We start from the raw sequence: 21,402 nt of genomic DNA, 5'->3' as shown, positions 1-21,402 counted from the left end.
CTGGACGCCGGGTGGCTACTCGCCGATCAGCGCGTCGACGAACGCCTCGGGCTCGAACGGCGCCAGGTCGTCCGCGCCCTCGCCGAGCCCGACCAGCTTCACCGGCACGCCCAGCTCGCGCTGGACCGCGACGACGATGCCGCCCTTGGCCGTGCCGTCCAGCTTCGTCAGGACGATGCCGGTGATGTCGACGACCTCGGCGAAGACCCGCGCCTGCACCAGGCCGTTCTGCCCGGTCGTGGCGTCCAGGACGAGCAGCACCTCGTCGAGCGGTGCGTGCTTCTCGACGACGCGCTTGACCTTGCCGAGCTCGTCCATCAGGCCGGTCTTGGTGTGCAGGCGGCCCGCGGTGTCGATGAGGACGACGTCCGCGCCCTCCGCGATGCCTTCCTTGACCGCGTCGAAGGCGATCGACGCGGGGTCACCGCCCTCGGGGCCGCGCACCGTACGGGCGCCGACGCGCTCGCCCCAGGTCTGCAGCTGGTCGGCGGCGGCGGCGCGGAACGTGTCGGCGGCGCCGAGGACCACGGAGCGGCCGTCGGCGACCAGTACGCGGGCGAGCTTGCCGGTGGTGGTGGTCTTGCCGGTGCCGTTCACGCCGACGACCATCACGATGCCGGGCGTCTCCAGGCCCGACTCGGTCTTGACCGTGCGGTCGAGGTCCGGGTCGACCAGCGCCACGAGTTCCTCGCGCAGCAGCGTGCGCAGGTCGTCGGGGGTGCGGGTGCCGAGCACGCGGACGCGCTCGCGGAGCCGCTCGACCAGTTCCTGCGTGGGGGCGACACCGACGTCGGCGGTGAGGAGCGTGTCCTCGATCTCCTCCCAGGTGTCGTCGTCCAGGTGCTCGCGGGAGAGGAGCGTGAGCAGCCCCTTGCCGAGTGCGTTCTGCGAGCGCGAGAGGCGCGAGCGCAGACGGACCAGGCGACCTGCCGTGGGTTCCGGGGTCTCGACCTCCGGAGCGGCCGGCTCCTCGATGACGACCGGGGCCGACGCCGAAGGCTCGGCGAGCGGAAGTTCCACCTCCTCGATCGTGCGGCGCGGTTCGTCGCGCGGCGTCTCGGCCTCGTCGCCGACATGCGGCTCGGCCGGAGGAGCGGTGATGGTGGGCGTGGACGACGGGGCCTGCGGCGGCAGCTGCTTCTTCTTGCGGCTGCCGATCACGAGCCCGCCGAGCGCGCCGATCACGACCACGGCGATGACTACAGCAAGGATGACGATTTCCATAACCCACCCAGTATCAGCCATGGGGGCAACAGGAGCTCAGGCTGTAGCTTCCTCCAAAGAACATAAGCTCATAGAGGGCACTACTCGGACTAAAGTACGATGGAGCTCTCCGTATCAACGCGCGTAGAGTCCAACCCGATCACCCCCACGGACGGATCGCGACGTTGCGATCCGAGCGAGAGGCACGGACCCCACCCCATGAGCACCACCGCCGAAACCGAAGGCGCCCTGGAGACACGCGGCCTCGAGCCCGTCCCCGACTCCGAGCGCACGGGCCGGACCCGCGAGCTGTTCCCCACCTGGGTGGCGGCCAACATCAGCGTCCTGCTGCTCACCATGGGCGCGGGTCTCATCGTGACCAACGGTCTCAACTTCTGGCAGGCCCTGGTCGTCGCCCTGGTCTCGCCCCTTCTCAGCTACGGCATGGTCGGCCTGATCTCCATCGCGGGCAAGCGCGGCGGCTCCCCCGGCATGACGCTCTCGCGCGCGGTCTTCGGCCAGCGGGGCAACCTCTTCCCCGGCGCGCTGATCTGGGTCGCCCGCTGGGGCTGGGAGACGATCAACGCGGTGACGGGCGCGTACGCGATCATCACCGTCCTGGACATCTGCTTCGGCGTGAAGTCCAGCACGTGGCTGACGGTCGTGACGCTGATCGCCTTCGTCGCCGCCACGTTCGTCATCAGCGGCCTGGGCCGCAAGGTCCTGCACATCTGCAACACCTGGGCCACGTACCTCTTCGGCGCGTTCAGCGTCCTCGTGCTCGTCTATCTGGTGGCCAACACCCCCTGGTCGGACGTCTTCTCGCGGTCCGCGGGCTCCACCGCGGCGATGGTCGCGGGCGTCGGCGTGATCGCCGCGGGCGGCATCAGCTGGGTCCCCACGGGCCCGGACTTCACCCGCTACCTCCCGCGCAAGGCCTCCAACAAGGCCCTGGTGGGCAACGCCATCGGAGGCGCCGGCATCGTCGTCGTCCCCATGGTCCTGATGGGCGCGGTCATGGCGGTCAGCACGCCGAGCCTGTCGGACGCCTCGGACCCGGTCTCCTTCCTCGGCCAGCTGCTTCCGACGTGGATCGCCGTGCCGTACCTGGTGATGGCCCTGATCGGCATGCTCCTGATCAACTCGATGTCGATGTACTCCGCGGGCTTCACCGCGATGACGCTGGGCATCAAGGTCCCGCGCACGTGGGCGGTCTCCATCAACGCCATCATCAGCCTGATCTTCGGCTACCTCCTGATGAACGTGGCCACCAGCTTCATCGGCTCGTTCATCTCCTTCCTGACCCTGCTCGCCGTCGCGTTCTCCGCCTGGATCGGCGTCTTCGGCGTCGACATGCTGCGCAGGAAGACGTACGACGGCGAGGCGCTGATGGACACCAAGCGCACCAGCGCCTACTGGTACAAGGCGGGCTTCGCCTGGCAGGCCATGACGGCGTGGGCGATCGCCCTGGTGGTCGGGCTGCTCTTCACGAAGGTCGACTGGTTCAGCGGCCCGCTCGCCACCTCCTGGATCGGCCGCAACGGCCTGGGCTGGCTGGCCACCATCCTCATCGCGGCCGCGCTGTACGCGGTGCTTCCGAGGACCCCGGCCGCCGAGGCCCCCCAGAGCAAGGGCGAGGGCGACACGGAGCTGGTCTCGGCCTGAGACCGTTCCGCGCCTGATCCGGAGCAACTGCCCCCGGACCCTGGTCATCTGACACCACGTCATCTAACGTCCCTCTTCGCCCGCACACGGTGAAGGGGGACGTTTTCCATGCCCGTCACAGTCGTACGCTTCAACCTCGTCGATCCGGATGCCACGCCCTCCTCGCTGAGCGAGCGCTACAAGGCCGCCCTGGAGATGGCCACGTACGCCGACGACCGGGGCATCTCCACCGTGCAGACCGAGGAACACCACGGCGTCGGCAACAACTGGCTGCCCTCGCCCTTCACCTTCGCCGGCGCGGTCTTCGGCGCGACCCGGCGCATCGCGGTCACGGTCTCCGCGATCATCGGCCCGCTGCACGATCCGCTGCGGCTCGCCGAGGACATCGCCGTACTCGATCTGCTGAGCGGCGGCCGTCTGGTCACGGTGGCGGGGATCGGCTACCGGCCCGAGGAGTACGCCGCGTTCGACGTCGACTGGAAGCGGCGCGGCAGGCTCCAGGACGAGCTCCTGGAGACCCTTCTGCAGGCGTGGACGGGTGAGCCCTTCGAGTTCCGCGGCCGCACCGTGCGCGTCACCCCGCGCCCGTACACCCAGCCCCACCCGATGCTCCTGGTCGGCGGCTCCTCGCAGGCGGCGGCCCGGCGCGCGGCCCGGCTCGGCCTGCCGTTCTTCCCCAGCGCCCATCTGCCGGAGCTTGAGGCGTACTACAACGCACGCCTCGCTGAGTACGGCACCGAGGGCTGGACGATGATGCCCGCCGCCGAGACCCCGCTCCTGCACATCGCGGACGACCCCGACCGCACCTGGGCCGAGCACGGCGAGCACTTCCTGCACGAGGCCCGTACGTACGCCTCCTGGCAGTCCAAGGACATCCGCTCGGCGGTGAAGTCGAGCGCCACCACGGTCGAGGAGCTGCGCACCGAGGGCGTCTACCGCGTCCTGACGCCCGACGAGTGCGTGGCGTACGTGCAGGGTGGCGCGGCCAATCTCGTGCTGCATCCGCTCTCGGGAGGGATGCCGGTCGACGAGGGATGGCGCAGCCTGCACCACTTCTGCGAAAACGTACTGCCCCGGCTCAAGGAATAGGTCCTTGAACCGGGGCAGCTTCCTCAGAGGAGGGGCAGCGGGGATTAGCCCATCTCCTCCAGGGTCTTGCCCTTCGTCTCCTTGACGAACTTCATGACGAAGGGGATCGAGATCAGGGCGAAGGCCCCGTAGATGATGTACGAGCCGGTCAGGCTCCACTCGGACATGCTCGGGAACGTCTTGGTGATCGCGAAGTTGGCGAGCCACTGGGCCGACGCGGCCACACCGAGCGCGGCGGCGCGGATCCGGTTGGGGAAGATCTCGCCGAGCAGCACCCAGACCACCACGCCCCAGGAGAGGGCGAAGAAGAGCACGAAGAAGTTGGCGGCGATGATGGCCGTCAGGCCCTGCGCGTCCGGCAGCGAGACGTTGTCGCCGCTGCCGGTGCGGTAGGAGAACGCCCAGGCGCAGGTGAAGAGCGCGAGCGCCATGCCTGCCGAGCCGATGATGGCCAGCGGCTTGCGGCCGATGCGGTCGACGAAGATCATCGCGATGACCGTGCCGATGATGTTCACGATCGACGTCTCGAACGAGTACAGGAACGAGCTGCTCGGGTCCTTGCCGATCGACTGCCACAGCTGGTTCGAGTAGTAGAAGATCACGTTGATGCCGACGAGCTGCTGGAACACCGAGAGGCCGATGCCGATCCAGACGATCGGCAGGAAGCCGACCTTGCCGAGCAGGTCCTTGAACGAGGACTTGTGCTCGCGGCGCATGCCCTCCTCTATCTCGGTGACGCGGGCGTCGAGGTCGATCTTGGTTCCCTCGACCTCGCCGAGGACCTTCTTGGCCTCGGTGTTGCGGCCGACCGAGATGAGGAAGCGCGGCGACTCGGGGATCGCGAAGGAGAGCAGGCCGTAGAGGAGGGCCGGGATGACCATGACGCCGAGCATCAGCTGCCAGGCCTCGAGGCCCAGGAGCTTGCCGCGCTGGTCGCCGTCCGCCATGTTCAGGATGGCCCAGTTGACCAGCTGGGAGACGGCGATGCCGATGACGATCGCGGCCTGCTGGAACGAGGCGAGGCGGCCTCGGTAGGCGGGCGGTGCGACCTCGGCGATGTAGGCCGGGCCGATGACGGACGCCATGCCGATGCCGATGCCGCCGATGAAGCGCCACATCGTCAGGTCCCACGCCGCGAACGGCAGGGCCGAACCGACGGCGCTCGCCGCGAAGAGGACGGCGGCGATCTGCATGCAGCGGATGCGGCCGATGCGGTCGGCGATCCGGCCGGCGATCGCGGCACCGACGGCACAGCCGAGCAGTGCGGTGGCGATGATCCAGCCGAGCATGTTGGCGTCGACATCGAATCGGTGCTGGATGGCGACGGTCGCGCCATTGATCACCGAACTGTCGTAGCCGAACAGGAAGCCACCCATCGCGGCGGCCGCCGTAATGAAGATGACATGGCCGAGATGGTCCGGCTGGGCCTCTCTGCCGTGGCCGGGCTGCGGCGCCTTCGTTGTGCTGGTCACATGGACTCCTCGGGCCACCGGCAACATCGCCGGGGGTGGGGGTGAGCACTTCAAGTGGCGCACAACTTCACGCCGCCCACCACCTGAAGGTAAAAGCAACGTTGCAGAGACTATGCCTTCAAGTTTCGAAGTCAATACCTGGGTTCCTGTGACTTTCAGGGACTCCCGAGGCGTGGTTCGTTCAAGTCTTGAAGTTATGGAGATGGGGTGACGGAGCACGTCGGCAAGGGGCTACCGGAGGCGCTGACTGATCACCTTCGAGACGCCGTCACCCTGCATGGACACGCCGTACAGCGCGTCGGCGACCTCCATGGTCCGCTTCTGGTGCGTGATCACGATGAGCTGTGAGGCCTCCTGCAGCTCCTCCATGATCCGGATGAGCCGCTGCAGGTTGGTGTCGTCGAGCGCGGCCTCGACCTCGTCCATCACGTAGAAGGGACTCGGCCGCGCCTTGAAGATCGAGACGAGCAGCGCGACGGCGGTCAGCGACCGCTCGCCGCCGGAGAGCAGCGAGAGACGCTTGACCTTCTTGCCGGGCGGGCGCGCCTCGACGTCGACACCCGTGGCGAGCATGTTGTCGGGGTCGGTCAGGACGAGCCGTCCCTCGCCGCCCGGGAAGAGCCGCGAGAAGACGCCCTCGAACTCACGTGCGGTGTCCCGGTACGCCTCGGTGAAAACCTGCTCGACGCGCTCGTCGACCTCCTTCACCACTTGCAGGAGGTCCGCCCGCGTCTTCTTCAGGTCCTCGAGCTGCTCGCTGAGGAACTTGTGACGCTCCTCCAGCGCGGCGAACTCCTCGAGGGCCAGCGGGTTCACCTTCCCGAGCTGCTGGTACGCCCGTTCGGCTGACCGCAGCCGCTTCTCCTGCTCACCGCGGACGTACGGCACGGGCCGGTTGCGCGGGTGCTCCGGGTCGTCCGGGAGCTCCTCGCCCTCGGCCGCGGGGGAGGGCGGCACGAGCTGGTCGGGGCCGTAGTCGGACACGAGTCCTGCCGGTTCCACACCGAGTTCCTCCAGTGCCTTGGACTCCAGCTGCTCGATCCGCAGCCGCTTCTCGGCACCGAGTACCTCGCCGCGGTGGACTGAATCCGTCAATGTGTCGAGCTCGGCCTTGAGGTCACGCCCCCGGCCCCGCTCGGCGGCCAGCTCCCGCTCCCGCACCTCCTTGGCGCGCTCGGCGGCGGCACGTTCCTCCGCCGCCCGTACGAGGGACACCTCGACGTGCGCGAGCAGTTGCCGCGCGCCATGGGCGACGGCCTCGGCGACCGCGGCCTCGTGCCGCATCCGGGCCTTGCGCTGCTCGGCACGCGCGCGTGCCTCACGTTCGGCGCGCGCGGCCCGGTCCAGCGAGTCGGCGCGTCCCGCCAGGCCCTTCACCCGCTCCTCGTGCGTACGCACCTGGAGCCTGGCCTCCATCTCGGTCTGCCGGGCATTGGCCCCATCGGCGGCGAGCCGGTCACGTACGGAAGTGTCGGGCTCCTCCTCGACCGGAGCCTCCTCCGCCACGGCGAGCCGCTCGGCCAGCTCCTCGGCGTCCTCGACGGCCTTGTCCAGCGCCTCCTGAGCCTTCGCCGCGGCCGCCGCACTGCGCTCGGCCTCGCCCGCGGCGCCGCGCGCCTGTCCGGCGAGCGCCCCCAACTGCTGGGCCACGGCGGACTTCTCCCGGTCGGCGGCGCGCCTGCGCTCCCCCAACTCCTCGACGAGCGCGGCCACCTCCTTGCGCCGCTCGCCGGCCTCCTGCTGGGCGTGCGCCAACTCCTCGCACTGCTGGGCGAGTTGCTCGAGCTCGGCGGCCGCCTCATCGACGGATGCCTGCACTTCGAGCAGGCTGGGCGCCCCGGCCGACCCGCCCTGAGCGAAGTGCGCCCCGAGCAGGTCGCCTTCGGTGGTGACGGCGGTGAGCTCCGGGTGGGCGTAGACGAAGTCCTCGGCGTCCTCAAGGGTGCCGACGGCGACCATCCCCCGCAGCAACCGCCGCACCGCGGGCATCAACTCCTCCGGCCCGCGCACCAGTTCGGCCACCATGGGCGGCCCTTCGGCACTCCCCCGGCGTGCGTCACCGGGGTCGGCTTCCGGCGCCCCCGCGAGGAGCAGCGCGGCCCGCCCCGCGTCCTGCTTGCGCAGCAGGCGGATGGCTTCCGCCGCCGAAGCGGGCGTGGTCACGGCGATCGCGTCCGCCGCCGCACCGAACGCCGCCGCGACCGCGACCTCGTAACCCGGGGTGATCGACAGCAGCTGGGCGGCGGGGCCGAGCAGCCCCGCCAGCCGGTCCGTGGCGGCGAGCAGCGCCCCCGTCCCGTCCTTGCGCCGCAGCCCGAGCGCGAGCGCCTCGTGCCGGGCGGCGACCGCGGCGCGCTTGCGTTCGGCGGCGGTCGCCGCCTCCCGGGCGGCGGTCAGCGCGCCCTCGGCCTGGGTGAGGGAACGCTTCGCCTCGTCGTGCCGCTCGCCGAGCTCCGCGTCACCGGCGTCAAGCCCGTCGACCTCCGCCTTCAGCTGCTCGTACTCCTCCTGGGCGGCGACCGCGCGCTCCCCCGCCTCGTCACGCGCCACGGCGAGCCGGTCGATCTCGGCCTGCGCGGAGCCCGCCCGCGAGCGCGCCGCGTTGACCTGGCCGTTCAGCCGGGCGAGCCCTTCACGCCGGTCGGCGATGGCCCGGGCGACGTCCTTGAGGCGGCGCTCCTCGACGGCCAGCTCCCGCTCCAGGTCGGCACGGTGGCCGACGGTGTCCTCAAGGGCGTGCTCCGCGGCCTCCAGGGCGGCTTCGAGCTCCGCCTCCTGCTCGCGGATCCGCGCGGCCTCGCGCTCCATGTCCTCGGGGTCACGGCCACGCCGCTCCTCGGGGGGCGCGGCGGTGGCGCTCTTGACCCGGGCGTCGGCAAGGGACACCGTGCCGCGCACCCGCTCGGCCAGCTGCGACAGCTCGTACCACGTCTGCTGCGCCCGCTGCAGCCGTGGCGTGAGGCGGCGCACCTCGTCCTCGAGCTCCGCCTCCCGCTGGAGCGCCTTCTTCAGCTCGGCCTCGGCGGTGTCCTTGCGCCGCTTGAGCTCCGCCTCGTCGGCGACCTCGGTCCGCAGCGCGTCCCGCATGCGGACGAGGTCGTCGGCGAGCAGCCGCAGGCGGGCGTCGCGCAGATCGGCCTGGATGACGGCGGCCCTGCGCGCCACGGCGGCCTGCCGGCCGAGGGGCTTGAGCTGACGCCGCAGTTCGTCGGTCAGGTCCTGTACGCGCGCGAGGTTGGCCTGCATCGCGTCGAGCTTGCGCAGCGCCTTCTCTTTGCGCTTGCGGTGCTTGAGGACGCCCGCGGCCTCCTCGATGAAGGCGCGGCGGCCCATGGGGTCGGCGTGCAGCACGCCGTCGAGCTGGCCCTGGCCGACGATGACGTGCATCTCGCGCCCGATGCCGGAGTCGGAGAGCAGTTCCTGGATGTCGAGCAGCCGGCAGGTGTCCCCGTTGATCTGGTACTCGCTGCCGCCGTTGCGGAACATGATCCGCGTGATGGTGACCTCGGCGTACTCGATGGGCAGCGCGCCGTCGGAGTTGTCGATGGTGAGGGACACCTCGGCACGGCCGAGCGGCGGGCGCCCGGTGGTGCCGGCGAAGATGACGTCCTCCATCTTGCCGCCGCGCAGCGACTTGGCGCCCTGCTCACCCATGACCCAGGACAGCGCGTCCACGACATTGGACTTGCCGGAGCCGTTCGGTCCGACGACGCAGGTGATGCCCGGCTCGAACTTCAGCGTCGTCGCCGACGCGAAGGATTTGAAACCGCGCAGTGTCAGGGCCTTGAGGTGCACGCCCCGGGACTCTACCTTTCACTGACCGTTTCACCCAGGAACATGCAGGGCACATCAGGTGTAACGGAATAGGGCCATGCGGCGACAAGAAAGAAGGGACGCCGAAGCGTCCCTTGCAGATCTGGACAAGCGGCTGACATGGGCAGCCTGACCACATGCGTTAACAGGCATCCCACAGACCGGAGATCGCGTGACGCGAACAGGCGTTACGCGCGGTCGTGCGAGGTGTGCGCCTTGCTGAAGGTGATGGTCAGGTGAGCGCAGGCTCCGCCTGGGGTACGTCGATGCTCTCCAGGAGCGATTCGTGAGAAGCGGCAGCCGCGAGCGCGTCGTTCTCGGCCTGGATCTTCACGAGCTCAGATTCCAGGTCCTGGACGCGTTGCTGGAGCCGTCGCATCTCGGCGAGAAGTCGCGGGTCGGAACCGCCGACGTAACCGAGAAGCGCCTTTGCCATGATGGATGGTCCTCCACAATGAGTGACCGACCGAAGCGGTGTGGGTCGTGAGGGAATCGCACCCGCGGTGCTTGGCACTCGTTGTTCTTGCTGGTCTTGCAGGGCCGTTCTCACATGCCAAACAGCTAAGGTGCGCGGGGCTTCCAGAGTCTCACCAAAAAGTTTGACGGTCAACACGATCACGCCCCGTATTGGCGGGCAACCCGGGGGCCTGCGGCCGTTGGAACGGCGGCGCTGCCTCTGCTGCGGGGCCCTGAGGGCGTGTCGATCATCCTTCACCCGGGAGCCTGCCACGACGGGGCGTTCTTGGCAACCACCAGGCGTTTTCTGCCCCGGGCAGTTGCCAGGGCCCCACGGGAGCGGGCCCGCCCGACAGCTCTCCGTCAGCGAATCGCGAAGGTGTCGTAGATGCCACGCGGAGTGTCCCAGATCTCAGTGACACCGTCGACGCGGCCGGGTGTGTCGCCCGTACGCAGCCAGTCGAGCAGCCCCTGGGCACCCGCGCGGGGACCCTCGGCGACGACCTGCACACGGCCGTCCTCCAAATTGAGAGCAAAACCACTCAGACCCCCGATCTCCAGAGCCTTGGCCCGCGTGAACCAGCGGAAACCCACGCCTTGCACCTGGCCACGCACCCAGGCCGTGACTCTGACTTCTTCGTTCATGGGTGCACGCTAACCGGCCAATTGCTCTCGGAGCACTTCGTCCCCATGCGCCATCGCGTACAGTCCCGACTCGATGAGCCTCACTCGTATGGGTGAGCCACGTTGACCGCTGAGGACGAGGAAGGCCAGGAGATGGGACGCCACCGACGCTCCGGCGCAGGGGCAGCCGCCACCGGCCGCGCCACTGGGGTCTCCGACACATACGCGGGCGGGCACGCCGGCGTCCCGGAGCCCCGCCCCGCCACCGTGTCACACCGCCGCAAAGGCCGTGCCGCACCGGTGCGCACCGGTCTGCTCGGGGTCTCGGCAGCCGTGGCGATGGGCGCCGTGGCGGTCGCGTCCGGCCTGATCCCGGGCGCCGACAACTACTCCCTGGGCGGTGGCGGCGACTCGAACAAGGTGCGTGCCGCCACGACTCCCAGCGAGGTGTCCCCTCAGGGCGGCGACACCGGCACCGCCGAGCGCGAGTCGGCCCCGCCGAGCCGCGGCTCCGAGCGCCCGGACGCCCCGGCCCCCACCCCCTCGCAGTCCACCGAGAAGCCCTCGGCCGAGCCGTCGAAGAAGCCGTCGACCAAGACGCCCGCGCCCCGGACCGACGAGAAGAAGAAGACGACGCCCCCGAGCCCGTCGCGCAAGCCCGCCGAGAAAACCCAGGCCCCGCCGTCCACCGGCTCGAAGTCACCGTCCGCGGAGAGCGTCGCCGAGGCGGACGTGCTCACCCTGGTCAACCAGGAGCGGGCCAAGGTGGGCTGCTCCCCCGTGAGCGGCGACGCCTCGCTCGCCTCGCTCGCCGGTGACTTCAGCGCGGACATGGCCGAGCGCGACTTCTTCGACCACACCGACCCGGACGGCGCGACCCCGTGGGACCGCGCCGAGAAGGCCGGGATATCGGACCTGGGCGGCGAGAACATCGCCCGGGGCCAGGCCAACGCCCAGTCCGTGATGGACGCCTGGATGAACAGCCCCGGCCACCGGGCGAACATCCTCAACTGCGACTACAAGACCCTGGGCGTGGGCGCGCACTTCGCGCCGGGCGGCCCGTGGTGGACGCAGGACTTCGGCTTCTAGAGCACGGCATCACTTGCGCTAACTCTCGGTTAGCGCAACCCCTGAGTCAGCGCTGTGCGGGAGTATGCTTGAGGCATGGACTCCCCCGCTCAGACCGACGCCACCCGGGCCGACGACGCCCAGGACCTGGCGTACGACGTGTTCTCCAAGCAGTGCCCCTCGCGCGGCACCCTGGAGCACGTCACCGGACGCTGGGGCGCACTCACCCTGGGCGCGCTGCACGACGGCACGTTCCGTTTCAACGAACTGCGCCGCCGGGTCGACGGCGTGAGCGAGAAGATGCTGTCCCAGACGCTGCACGCCCTTGAGCGCGACGGCCTGGTCCACCGCGAGGCGCAGCCCACGAACCCGCCGCGGGTGGACTATGAGCTGACCCCGCTGGGACGGGAGATCACCGACCGCCTGATGGGCCTGATCCACTTCGTGGAAGGCAGGATGGACGGCGTGCTCGAAGCCCGCGACCGCTACGACAAGCGGGCGACCGGCGGCCGCTGACAGCGCGGGCAGAAATAGCTGGAGCGGTTCATCCAGGGGCGCCGGCGCATCGGCGTACCGCAGCGGCGGCACGGCTCGTCCTCACGTCCATAGGCGTCGAGCGACCGCTCGAAATATCCGGACTCGCCGTTCACGTTCACGTACAGGCTGTCGAAGCTCGTGCCGCCGACAGCCAGCGCCGCGTTCATCACGTCCCTTACGTGGCCCAGGAGTTGGGCCGTGCGCGGGCGCGTGAACGTGGCGGTGGGACGCTCGTAGTGCAGCTTCGCCCGCCAAAGGGCCTCGTCCGCGTAGATGTTGCCGACGCCGCTGATCAACGACTGGTCGAGCAGGGCCCGTTTGATCGTCGTACGCCGTCGGCGCAGCGCGGCGTGGAAAGCCTCGTCGTCGAAGAGCTCGTCGAGCGGGTCGCGTGCGATGTGCGCGATGACGTCCGGCAGCCCGTCCGGGGTGTTCTCGTGCAGCGAGAGTCCGCCGAAGGTCCGCTGGTCGACGAAGCGCAGCTCGGTGCCGAGCGCGTCGGCGAACCGCACGCGGATCCTCAAGTGCTTCTCGTCGGGCGCCTCTTGGGGCTGGACGAGCAACTGCCCGCTCATGCCGAGATGGGCGAGGATCGAGGTGCCGCTGTCCTCGAGGGGCAGCCAGAGATACTTCCCGCGCCGCATGGCCGTACCGACCCGGTGGCCCTTGAGACGGAGACCGAAGTCGTCACCGCCCGCGAGGTGCCGCCGCACGGCACGCGGATGCAGCACCTCGGCATCGGCGACGGTGCGATGAGCCACCCACCGCTCAAGCCCACGCCGAACGACTTCAACTTCGGGCAGCTCGGGCACGGGTATTCACTCCGGGGCAATCGGGTGGGTGGGCGGGAAAAAACGCGGCGAAAAGGCTGGTGCCGGCCGCCCAAAGGGCAACCGGCACCAACGGTAAAGCGGTTCAGGCGGACGAAGCTTCAGCAGCCCCGTCAACCTCCGCGGCAGCGGGAGCAGCAGCCGGCGCAGCGGCGGCAATCTCCGCAGCCTTGATCCGCTCATCCGCCGCAGCGCGAATCTCGCGCCAAGCGGACTCCGCGGCCTGCTGCTCCGCTTCCTTCTTGCTGCGGCCGGTGCCGGTGCCGTACGAGACGCCTCCGACGCGGGCGGCAGCAGTAAAGGTCTTCTCGTGGTCCGGGCCGCTCTCCGTGACGAGATACTCGGGAACGCCGAGGCTCTCGGTCGCGGTGAGCTCCTGGAGGCTGGTTTTCCAGTCCAGGCCCGCGCCCAGGTTCGAGGACTTCTCGATCAGCGGGTCGAAGAGCCGGTGCACCAGCTCGCCCGCCGCGTCCAGACCCTGGTCCAGATAGACCGCGCCGATCACCGCTTCAAGGGTGTCGGCGAGGATGGATGCCTTGTCCCGGCCACCCGTGCCCTCTTCGCCCCGGCCGAGCCGGATGAAGAGGCCGAGTTCGAGGCCACGACTGACCTCCGCCAGCGCACGCGAATTGACCACCGCGGCCCGCAACTTGGCCAGCTGGCCTTCGGGCAGGTCGGGGTGGGTGCGATAGAGCGTGTCCGTGACGACGAGACCGAGCACCGAGTCCCCGAGGAACTCGAGCCGCTCATTCGTCGGCAGACCGCCGTTCTCGTACGCGTACGAACGGTGGGTCAGTGCACGCACCAGAAGGGCGGACTCGAGTTTGTACCCGAGCCGCCCTTCCAAAAGCGTGTGGGACGAGGCCGTGTTTTCCGCCTGCTTCTTGGCGTTCTCCGCCTTGGCGTCATCCGCCATCTTGTGGCTAGACACGGTGCCTCTCACCAGCCGCTCAGACCTCGAGGACCTGGCGCTTGTTGTACGTGCCGCAGCTCGGGCACGCGATGTGCTGCAGCTTCGGCTCCTGGCAACGCTCACACGAAACCAGGGTGGGGACCGCAGCCTTCCACTGCGACCGGCGGTGGCGCGTGTTGCTGCGCGACATCTTCCGCTTCGGAACAGCCACGGCTACTTCTCCTGCTTCTCGTCGACGCCGGCTTCGGCGCCGCTCACGTCGTCCTTCTCGCCGTCCTGGATGGTCCCGGCGAGTCCCTGCAATGCCGCCCAACGAATGTCGACGGCGTCATGGTGGTGGTCCGGATCGTCCGCGAGCCGTGCCCCGCACTGGGAACACAGGCCCGGACAGTCGTCCCGGCACACCGGCTGCATCGGCAGCGCAAGCACCACCGCATCACGCAGCACAGGCTCGAGGTCGAACAAGCCGTCCTCGAGATAGAGCCTGTCCTCGTCGTCCTCGGCGTCGTCGGCCGGTTCCGCGGTGCGGCCCCGGTCGTCGGCGTCAGGGTACGAGAACATCTCCTGGAAATCCGCTTCCACCTCAAGCTTCAGCGGCTCCAGACACCTTACGCACTCCCCCTCGGCCGACGCACGGGCGGTGCCTGTGACAAGCACCCCTTCCATGACCGACTCAAGACGGATCTTCAGCTCGACCGGAGCACCTGTCGGCACTCCGATGACCCCTTCGATGCCGAGGACGGCCGGCGAACCGGGCGCCTCGACGGAACGGGTCAGCCGCTGCAGCGCACCGGGACGCCGACCCAGCTCGTGTGTGTCGAACACGAGTGGGTTGCGGTGGTCAAGGCGAGCACTCAGGGCTTTTCCTGCTTTCGAATCCTGGAGGTTCAAGGAGGGCCGCCCCCGTCGTGAGCTTCGCTCACTAGCCGGGCAGCCTGGATCGCGGACGTACGCGCGACCGAAGAGCCAGGATACTGGACCTTTCGCTCACGGCCCAATCCGGTCCCTCGTGCATCGCGAACCGGGCGTCAGCGGCCCTGTTCGTACTGGCGCAGCTGCTCCGCCGTGATCATGCCGGTGTCGAAGAGGCTGGTCTCGTCGAGCACGCCGGGCGCCTGGTGCTGCTGTGGTTGCGGCTCCGCGTAGCCCTGCTGCTGGGTCTGGTCGTACCCCTGCTGCGCGTAGCCGTACGGATCCTGCTGCTGATAGCCGTACGGGTCCTGCTGGGCGTACTGCTGCTGGTAGCCGTACTGGTCCTGCTGCTGGTACGCGTACGGGTCAGGCTCCTGCTGGGGCGGCGCGTACGGCTGCTGGGCCGGGATCTGCGGGGGCGCCTGGGGCGGCTGCGGGGCCGCGGGGGCGGGTGCCGCGGGGGCCGTGGGGTCGGTGAGGCCCGCGAGGTACTCGGCGTCCGTGGTGTGCGCCTGGGAGGCAAGGCCCTCGGCGAGGCCCGCGAGGTCGTCGGCGGGCGCACGGCCGTGCAGCGTCTGGCGGCCGCGGCCGACCGCCTCCAGGGTCTTGGCGAGGACCGCCTCGAAGGCGCCGAGCTTGGCGTCGACGTACGCGTCGGCGTCGCGGCGCAGGGTCTCGGGGTCGTGGCTGCGCTGCGGGGCGTCCTCGTCCTCGTAGCCCTGCTCGTCGAGGCCGGGGCCGGTGCCGAGGAGCTTCTCGCGGCCGCGGCCGACCGAGCCGAGGGTCTTGGTGAGGACGACCTCGAAGTTGGCCAGCTTGCTGTCCACGTAGTCGTCGGCCTCGACGCGGACCTCTTCGGCGGCCTGGCGGGCCTCGGCGAGGATGCGTTCGGCCTCGCCCTGGGAGTTGCGGGCGACCTCCGTGTCGGAGATCAGCGAGCCGCGCTCCGCGTGGGCGGTCTCGATGATCCGCTCCGCCTCCTGGCGGGCCTGCTCGACCATCTGCTCGCGGCCGCCGATGAGCTCCTGGGCCTGGGCGAGGGAGCCGGGCAGCGCCTGGCGCACCTCTTCGAGCATCGACAGCAGATCGGCGCGGTTGACCACGCACGAGGCCGACATCGGCATGGACCGGGCACTGCCGACCGCGTCGACGATCTCATCGATCTTCTTCTGCACGTCCACCGTGTGCTCGCCACTCTCTACAGCTGGTTGGAGACGGACGGCACGACTGTAAGGCCAGACGGCGGCCGCCCGACACCGGGTGACGGGCTGTCAGTTGACCCGGTGGTCCGTCACTTCTTGCCGATGCGCTCCACCAGCGCCTCGTGGACCACCGGCGGCAGCAGGTGGGCGACGTCACCGCCCCAGGCCGCGACCTCCTTGACGAGCGAGGAGGACAGGAAGCTGTAGGTCGGGTTGGTGGGCACGAAGAGGGTCTCGACACCCGAGAGGCCGTTGTTCATCTGGGCCATCTGGAGCTCGTAGTCGAAATCGCTGACCGCGCGCAGGCCCTTGACGATGGCGGGGATGTCGCGCTGCTTGCAGAAGTCGACGAGCAGGCCGTGGAAGGACTCGACCTCGACGTTCCCGAAGTCGGCGGTCACCTCGCGGATCAGCTCGATCCGCTCGTCGACGGTGAACAGGCCCTTCTTCGACTGATTGATCATCACCGCGACGTGCACCACGTCGTACAGCCGGGAGGCGCGGGCGATGATGTCGAGGTGTCCATTGGTGATGGGGTCGAATGACCCCGGACAGACGGCGCGGCGCAACTGAAGTCCCTCGCTCTCCGGTCCGGTCATGGCGCGATCACTGAGTCGTCGCACGTAGAGGCGGCGCGACCGTACCAAAACGTGCCTTCGCCGTAGCGACGGGACCTCAGTGCTTCGAAGCCGTCGGGCCAGCTGAATTCTCCGCCTCTGGTACTGCGTTCAACGGTGACGAGCGCATCGTCCGTGAGCCAGCCCCCGGCGCGGAGTGTGAGCAGTATCTCGCGAAGATCGTCATCGGTGACGACGTACGGAGGGTCGAGAAAGACCAGGTCGTACGGGGTGTTGGGGGCGCCGCCCTGGATGATCTGGGCCGCTTTGCCCGCCCTGACCTCGGCGCCGGGCAGGCCGATCGACTTCACGTTCTCCCGGACGGTGCGCACCGCGCGGGTGTCCGCCTCGACCAGCAGGGCGTGGCCCGCGCCGCGCGAGAGCGCTTCGAGGCCGATGGCTCCGGACCCCGCGTACAGGTCGAGGACGCGCGCGCCGTCCAGCGTGCCCTGCAGGGCCTGCCAGGTGGAGAACAGGCCCTCGCGCGCACGGTCGGTCGTGGGCCGTGTGCCGTTCCCTGGCGGGACGGCGAGGCGACGTCCGCCGGCCACACCGGCGATCACGCGGGTCATCTGAGTCCTTGTCGGTGTACGTACGGGTGGTCCGGCCCCAGTGTCTCAGTCCCGGCGCCCGCGCCGCCTGTCAGCCCTTGTCGAGATACTGCTCGCGCTCGTCGTCCAGGAGGGCGTCGAGGGCGGTGCGCAGCTCGGGCAGGTGTTCCAGGTCCGGGTCGGCCGAGACCACCGAAACCGCCTCCTCGCGGGCCTCGGCGATGATCTCCTCGTCCTCGATGACGGCGAGCATGCGCAGGCTGGAGCGGACACCGGACTGCGCCTGGCCCAGTACGTCGCCCTCGCGGCGCTGCTCCAGGTCGATCCGGGAGAGCTCGAAGCCGTCGAGCGTGGCGGCCACGGCCGCGAGGCGGCCGCGGGCGGGGCTCGCCTCGGGCATCTCGGTGACCAGGAGGCAGAGGCCGGGGGCCGAGCCACGGCCGACGCGGCCGCGCAGCTGGTGCAGCTGCGATACGCCGAAGCGGTCGGCGTCCATGATCACCATGGCGGTGGCGTTCGGGACGTTCACGCCGACCTCGATGACCGTCGTCGCGACCAGGACCTGGGTCTCGCCCGCGGCGAAGCGGCGCATCACCGCGTCCTTGTCGTCGGGCTGCATGCGGCCGTGCAGGACCTCGACCCTGAGGCCGCTCAGCGGGCCCCGGGCGAGCTGCTCGGCGACCTCGATGACGGCGAGCGGGGGTCGCTTCTCGGCGGTGGCCTCCTCTTCGGCCTTCTTCTTGGCCTTCTTCGGGTCGTCGTCCTCGTCACCGATCCGGGGACACACGACGTACGCCTGGTGGCCGTTCTCGACCTCCTCGCGCACGCGCTCCCACGCGCGCGCCAGGAAGTGGGGCTTGTCCTCGGCCGGTACGACATGGCTGGCGATCGGCGAGCGTCCGGCGGGGAGCTGGTCCAGGACCGAGGTCTCCAGGTCGCCGAAGACCGTCATCGCGACCGTGCGCGGAATGGGCGTGGCCGTCATGACGAGGAGGTGCGGGGGCTGCTTGCCCTTGCCGCGCAGGGCGTCGCGCTGCTCGACGCCGAAGCGGTGCTGCTCGTCGACGACGACCAGGCCGAGGTCGTGGAACTGGACCTTGTCCTCGATCAGCGCGTGGGTGCCGATGACGATCCCCGCCTCGCCGGTGACCAGGTCGAGCAGGGCCTGACGGCGGCCTGCCGCGCCCATGGAGCCGGTGAGCAGCGTGACCTTCGTGCCGTGGTCCGAGCCGCCGAGCATGCCGCCCTCGGCGAGCTCGCCCATCATCTCGGTGATCGAGCGGTGGTGCTGCTGGGCGAGGACTTCGGTCGGCGCGAGCATCGCGGCCTGCCCGCCCGCGTCGACGACGGCGAGCATGGCGCGCAGGGCGACCATCGTCTTCCCACTGCCCACTTCTCCCTGGAGGAGGCGGTGCATCGGGTGTTCGGTCGCCAGGTCGTCGAAGATCTCCTTGGAGACCTTCTCCTGGCCCTCGGTGAGGGTGAAGGGCAGCTTGGCGTCGAAGGCGTCGAGCAGGCCGCCCTCGCGGGGGCGGCGGGCGGTCGCGGGGAGTTGCGCGTCCGCGTACCTCCGGCGGGCCAGGGCCACCTGGAGGACGAAGGCCTCGTCCCACTTCAGGCGGTCCCGGGCGGCTGCGATGTCCGCCTTGGTCTGCGGCCGGTGGATCTTCAGGAGCGCTTCGGGGAGCGGGATCAGCTCCCGTCCCTCGCGCAGGCTCGGCGGCAGCGGGTCGACGGCCTCCTGGGCGCTGGGCAGGACCGCGTCGACGGACTTGGCGATCTTCCAGGACTCCAGCTTCGCCGTGGCCGGATAGATCGGGATGAGGGCGCCGGCCCAGGAGTCGACCGCGTCCTCGGCGTCGCCCTTCAGAAGTTCGTACGCCGGGTGGGCGAGCTGCATTTTGCGGTTGAAGACCGATGCCTTGCCCGCGAACATCGCGCGCGTGCCCGGCAGCAGGTCCTTGTGCGGCTTGTGGATGCCACGGCCGAAGAAGACCAGCTGGAGCTGGCCGCTGCCGTCGGTGATCGTCACTTCGAGGCGCTGGCCCCTGCCGCCGTTGAACGTCAGGATGCGCGCCGTCGCGACCTGGGCGACCACCGTGACGTGCTCGTCCAGCGGGAGTTCGGCGAGGCGGGTGAGCTCGCCCCGCTCCGCGTATCTGCGCGGGTAGTGGTGCAGCAGATCACCGACCGTGTGCAGGTCCAGGTGCTCGGCCATCACCTTCGCGGTGGCGGGACCGACCACTTTCTTCAGGGGTTCTTCGAGCGCGGGCACGAGATCCATTGCACACCACGCCACTGACAATTCGGCGTACGTCCCCGAAATCCGCTGGTCAGGACTGCCGAAGGCAGGCCTACTCCACGCCGATCAGCAGCAGGGCCGACTGGCGTCCGCCGCGGTAGACCACCGTGTCGACCGCCAGGTGCACCTCGCGCACATGCTTCTCCAGCTCGTCGCCGAGGCTGTCCGGCACGTCGTCGCCGAGCACCAGCGTGACCATCTCGCCGCCCGCCGCCAGCATCCGGTCCAGCACGGACCGTGCGGTGCGCGTGGTGTCGTCGCCGATCAACGCGACGTCGCCGTCGATCAGGCCGAGGACGTCCCCGGCCTGGCAGATGCCCGCCATGGTCCACGACTGCCGCTCGGCGACGGCCAGTTCGGCGTACCGCGTCGCGCCGGCCGCCGAGGTCATCGCGACGACGTCCTCGTCGAAGCGGCGGTCCGGCTCGTGCACGGCCAGCGCCGCGATGCCCTGGACCGCGGACCGGGTCGGGATCAGCGCGACCCGCACCCCTTCGGTACGGGCCTGCTCGGCCGCGGCGGCCGCGGTGTGGCGCAGCTCGGCGTCGTTCGGCAGGAGCACCACCTCGCGCGCGTGGGCCCGCCGGATCGCTTCTACGAGCTCTCCGCTGGCGGGCGGCTCCCCGGGGCGCGTGGGCACGGTGGTCGCCCCGGCGTCGGCGTAGAGCCCGGCGAGCCCCTCCCCCGGCACGACGGCGACGATCCCGCGCTGCACCCGCTCGCGGGGCGGCTGCGCGGCGCCGGCGGTGTGCGCGTCGCCGACCCCGAAGTGGGTGATGCGGATGCGGTGGGGCCGCCCGGCCTCGACGCCCGCCTCGACGGCGGCACCGGCGTCGTCCACATGGACGTGGACGTTCCACAACCCGTCGCCGCCGACGACCACGAGCGAGTCGCCGAGCCCGTCGAGCCGCGTCCGCAGCCGGGCCACAGCCGTGTCGTCGGCCTCCAGGAGGTAGATGACCTCGAAGGCGGGGGCCGCACCGTCGGCCGGGGTGTCCTGGCACTCGACGGCGGCGCCCGCGCCGTCGGCCGTCCGCGGGGAAGCGGCCCGCAGCGACAGCGTCCCGCCCGACAGGGCCCCCACGAGCGCCCCGAGCACCGCGACGAGCCCGCGACCCCCGGCGTCCACCACTCCCGCACGGCCGAGGACCGCGAGCTGCTCCGGTGTCGCTTCCAGCGCCCGGCACGCACCGTCGTACGCGGCCCGCGCCACCGTCCCGCAGTCGCCGTCGGCGCCCGAGGCCGCGTCGGCGGCGGCGGCCGCCACCGTCAGGACCGTGCCCTCCACGGGGTGGGCCACCGCTTGGTAGGCCGACTCGGCGGCCCGGCGCAGCGCGAGTGCCAGCGCCCGGCCGTCGGCGTGATCAGTGTCACGGTCGGCGCCCAGGACCTGCGCCATCCCCCGCAGGAGCTGCGACAGGATCGTGCCCGAGTTCCCGCGGGCCCCGATCAGCGCTCCGTGCGCCATCGCCCGCGCGGCCTCGGCCAGCGTGGGGTGGGTCGGCTCCAGGCCGGTGAAGGCGGCGTCGACCGCCTGGGACGCCGATTCCACGGTCAGATAGAGGTTGGTTCCGGTGTCTCCGTCCGCGACCGGATAGACGTTGATCGCGTCGATCTCCTCGCGGGCCCTTCCCAGGGCGTCCAGAGCGAGGCCGCACCAGGCGCGCACCGCGACGGCGTCGAGGTTCTGCGGCACCTGCTCGCCTCCTAAAGGCATCCGGAATGGACGCAGCGTAGACCGGGAAGGGCGAAAGGCCCGGGGCGGGGCCGGGGCGAGACATGGTAGTTTCGTTCTACCGAAGCAGTCGTTGTATGCTGCTCCGGTTGCCCGATACCCATCGGGACATTCCTCCTGGCAACGCCACCCACGATCATTGCACTGATCCCGGCATGCCGGGATTAACCGTAAGTGCATCTGAAGTCTTGGAGTGACCCGTGGCTGCCAACTGCGACGTCTGCGGCAAGGGGCCGAGCTTCGGCAACAACATCTCGCACTCTCACCGCCGTACGTCCCGTCGCTGGAACCCGAACATCCAGCGCGTTCGTGCCGTGGTCAGCGGGACGCCGAAGCGGCTCAACGCTTGCACCTCGTGCATCAAGGCCGGCAAGGTCTCGCGCTGACGCTCAGCGCGGCCACCTAGCTGGTTG

At 70.0% G+C, this 21,402-nt stretch carries 19 protein-coding genes; 5 read left to right on the top strand and 14 right to left on the bottom strand.

Annotated elements, in window-relative coordinates; genetic code table 11:
* Positions 1 to 15: 15 nt before the first annotated feature.
* On the bottom strand, positions 16 to 1,224 hold the full coding sequence (ftsY, locus tag ACWD02_RS31440; protein ID WP_451216411.1) for a signal recognition particle-docking protein FtsY: 1,209 nt from the start codon (positions 1,222 to 1,224) through the stop codon (positions 16 to 18).
* A 198-nt stretch (positions 1,225 to 1,422) separates the two neighbouring features.
* Between ftsY and ACWD02_RS31435 the strand changes: the two genes are divergently transcribed.
* Both ACWD02_RS31435 and ACWD02_RS31430 read left to right on the top strand, forming a co-directional pair.
* A complete protein-coding gene (locus ACWD02_RS31435; protein WP_451216408.1) occupies positions 1,423 to 2,868 on the top strand; it encodes a purine-cytosine permease family protein in 1,446 nt (481 codons plus the stop codon).
* Positions 2,869 to 2,976: 108 nt separating this feature from the next.
* Positions 2,977 to 3,957, top strand: a complete 981-nt coding sequence (locus ACWD02_RS31430) for an LLM class flavin-dependent oxidoreductase (RefSeq protein WP_451216406.1) — start codon at positions 2,977 to 2,979, stop codon at positions 3,955 to 3,957.
* 44 nt (positions 3,958 to 4,001) lie between these two features.
* On the opposite strand, the gene ACWD02_RS31425 is transcribed toward ACWD02_RS31430, so the two are convergent.
* The 4 genes from ACWD02_RS31425 to ACWD02_RS31410 all read right to left on the bottom strand — a co-directional run bounded on the left by ACWD02_RS31425 (position 4,002) and on the right by ACWD02_RS31410 (position 10,343).
* The gene (locus tag ACWD02_RS31425) at positions 4,002 to 5,456 is read right to left on the bottom strand and encodes a sugar porter family MFS transporter (RefSeq protein ID WP_451216403.1); all 1,455 of its coding nucleotides are present in this window, start codon (positions 5,454 to 5,456) and stop codon (positions 4,002 to 4,004) included.
* A 204-nt stretch (positions 5,457 to 5,660) separates the two neighbouring features.
* The gene (gene smc / locus ACWD02_RS31420) at positions 5,661 to 9,224 is read right to left on the bottom strand and encodes a chromosome segregation protein SMC (RefSeq protein ID WP_451216400.1); all 3,564 of its coding nucleotides are present in this window, start codon (positions 9,222 to 9,224) and stop codon (positions 5,661 to 5,663) included.
* Between the two features lie 250 nt (positions 9,225 to 9,474).
* Complete coding sequence (locus ACWD02_RS31415; RefSeq protein WP_135333243.1) at positions 9,475 to 9,678, bottom strand: hypothetical protein; 204 nt, start codon at positions 9,676 to 9,678, stop codon at positions 9,475 to 9,477.
* Between the two features lie 383 nt (positions 9,679 to 10,061).
* A complete protein-coding gene (locus ACWD02_RS31410) occupies positions 10,062 to 10,343 on the bottom strand; it encodes an acylphosphatase (RefSeq protein WP_361838089.1) in 282 nt (93 codons plus the stop codon).
* Positions 10,344 to 10,475: 132 nt separating this feature from the next.
* Here ACWD02_RS31410 and ACWD02_RS31405 point away from each other — a divergent pair, with 132 nt between their 5' ends.
* Both ACWD02_RS31405 and ACWD02_RS31400 read left to right on the top strand, forming a co-directional pair.
* Positions 10,476 to 11,411, top strand: coding sequence for a CAP domain-containing protein (locus ACWD02_RS31405; protein WP_451216818.1), 936 nt, complete (start codon positions 10,476 to 10,478; stop codon positions 11,409 to 11,411).
* Between the two features lie 75 nt (positions 11,412 to 11,486).
* Positions 11,487 to 11,906: a winged helix-turn-helix transcriptional regulator gene (locus ACWD02_RS31400; protein WP_451216395.1), complete on the top strand. Its 420-nt coding sequence runs from the start codon at positions 11,487 to 11,489 to the stop codon at positions 11,904 to 11,906.
* Here ACWD02_RS31400 and mutM read toward each other — a convergent pair.
* The 9 genes from mutM to ACWD02_RS31355 form a co-directional block, all read right to left on the bottom strand.
* The gene (gene mutM / locus ACWD02_RS31395; protein ID WP_451216392.1) at positions 11,876 to 12,739 is read right to left on the bottom strand and encodes a bifunctional DNA-formamidopyrimidine glycosylase/DNA-(apurinic or apyrimidinic site) lyase; all 864 of its coding nucleotides are present in this window, start codon (positions 12,737 to 12,739) and stop codon (positions 11,876 to 11,878) included. The two genes, ACWD02_RS31400 and mutM, sit on opposite strands and share 31 nt — an antisense overlap.
* Positions 12,740 to 12,842: 103 nt before the next feature.
* A complete protein-coding gene (gene rnc, locus ACWD02_RS31390; protein ID WP_451216389.1) occupies positions 12,843 to 13,700 on the bottom strand; it encodes a ribonuclease III in 858 nt (285 codons plus the stop codon).
* A 7-nt stretch (positions 13,701 to 13,707) separates the two neighbouring features.
* Positions 13,708 to 13,881, bottom strand: coding sequence for a 50S ribosomal protein L32 (gene rpmF / locus ACWD02_RS31385; protein WP_003965982.1), 174 nt, complete (start codon positions 13,879 to 13,881; stop codon positions 13,708 to 13,710).
* A gap of 2 nt (positions 13,882 to 13,883) precedes the next feature.
* Positions 13,884 to 14,561, bottom strand: a complete 678-nt coding sequence (locus ACWD02_RS31380) for a YceD family protein (protein ID WP_451216386.1) — start codon at positions 14,559 to 14,561, stop codon at positions 13,884 to 13,886.
* 137 nt (positions 14,562 to 14,698) lie between these two features.
* The gene (locus ACWD02_RS31375) at positions 14,699 to 15,763 is read right to left on the bottom strand and encodes a cell division initiation protein (RefSeq protein ID WP_451216383.1); all 1,065 of its coding nucleotides are present in this window, start codon (positions 15,761 to 15,763) and stop codon (positions 14,699 to 14,701) included.
* Between the two features lie 110 nt (positions 15,764 to 15,873).
* A complete protein-coding gene (gene coaD / locus ACWD02_RS31370) occupies positions 15,874 to 16,353 on the bottom strand; it encodes a pantetheine-phosphate adenylyltransferase (protein ID WP_351165707.1) in 480 nt (159 codons plus the stop codon).
* A gap of 26 nt (positions 16,354 to 16,379) precedes the next feature.
* A complete protein-coding gene (gene rsmD / locus ACWD02_RS31365) occupies positions 16,380 to 16,973 on the bottom strand; it encodes a 16S rRNA (guanine(966)-N(2))-methyltransferase RsmD (protein WP_451216380.1) in 594 nt (197 codons plus the stop codon).
* A 70-nt stretch (positions 16,974 to 17,043) separates the two neighbouring features.
* A complete protein-coding gene (gene recG, locus ACWD02_RS31360; protein WP_451216378.1) occupies positions 17,044 to 19,236 on the bottom strand; it encodes an ATP-dependent DNA helicase RecG in 2,193 nt (730 codons plus the stop codon).
* Positions 19,237 to 19,306: 70 nt separating this feature from the next.
* A complete protein-coding gene (locus tag ACWD02_RS31355) occupies positions 19,307 to 20,971 on the bottom strand; it encodes a DAK2 domain-containing protein (protein WP_451216375.1) in 1,665 nt (554 codons plus the stop codon).
* 218 nt (positions 20,972 to 21,189) lie between these two features.
* On the opposite strand from ACWD02_RS31355, the gene rpmB reads away from it, so the two are divergent.
* Entirely contained in the window at positions 21,190 to 21,375 is a 186-nt protein-coding gene (gene rpmB, locus ACWD02_RS31350) for a 50S ribosomal protein L28 (RefSeq protein WP_160507429.1), read from the top strand.
* Positions 21,376 to 21,402: the final 27 nt, after the last annotated feature.

It is taken from the genome of Streptomyces sp. NPDC002853, from assembly GCF_053591915.1.
The sequence above is the reverse complement of the archived record's forward strand: the minus strand, read 5'-3'. Positions and strand labels throughout refer to the sequence as shown.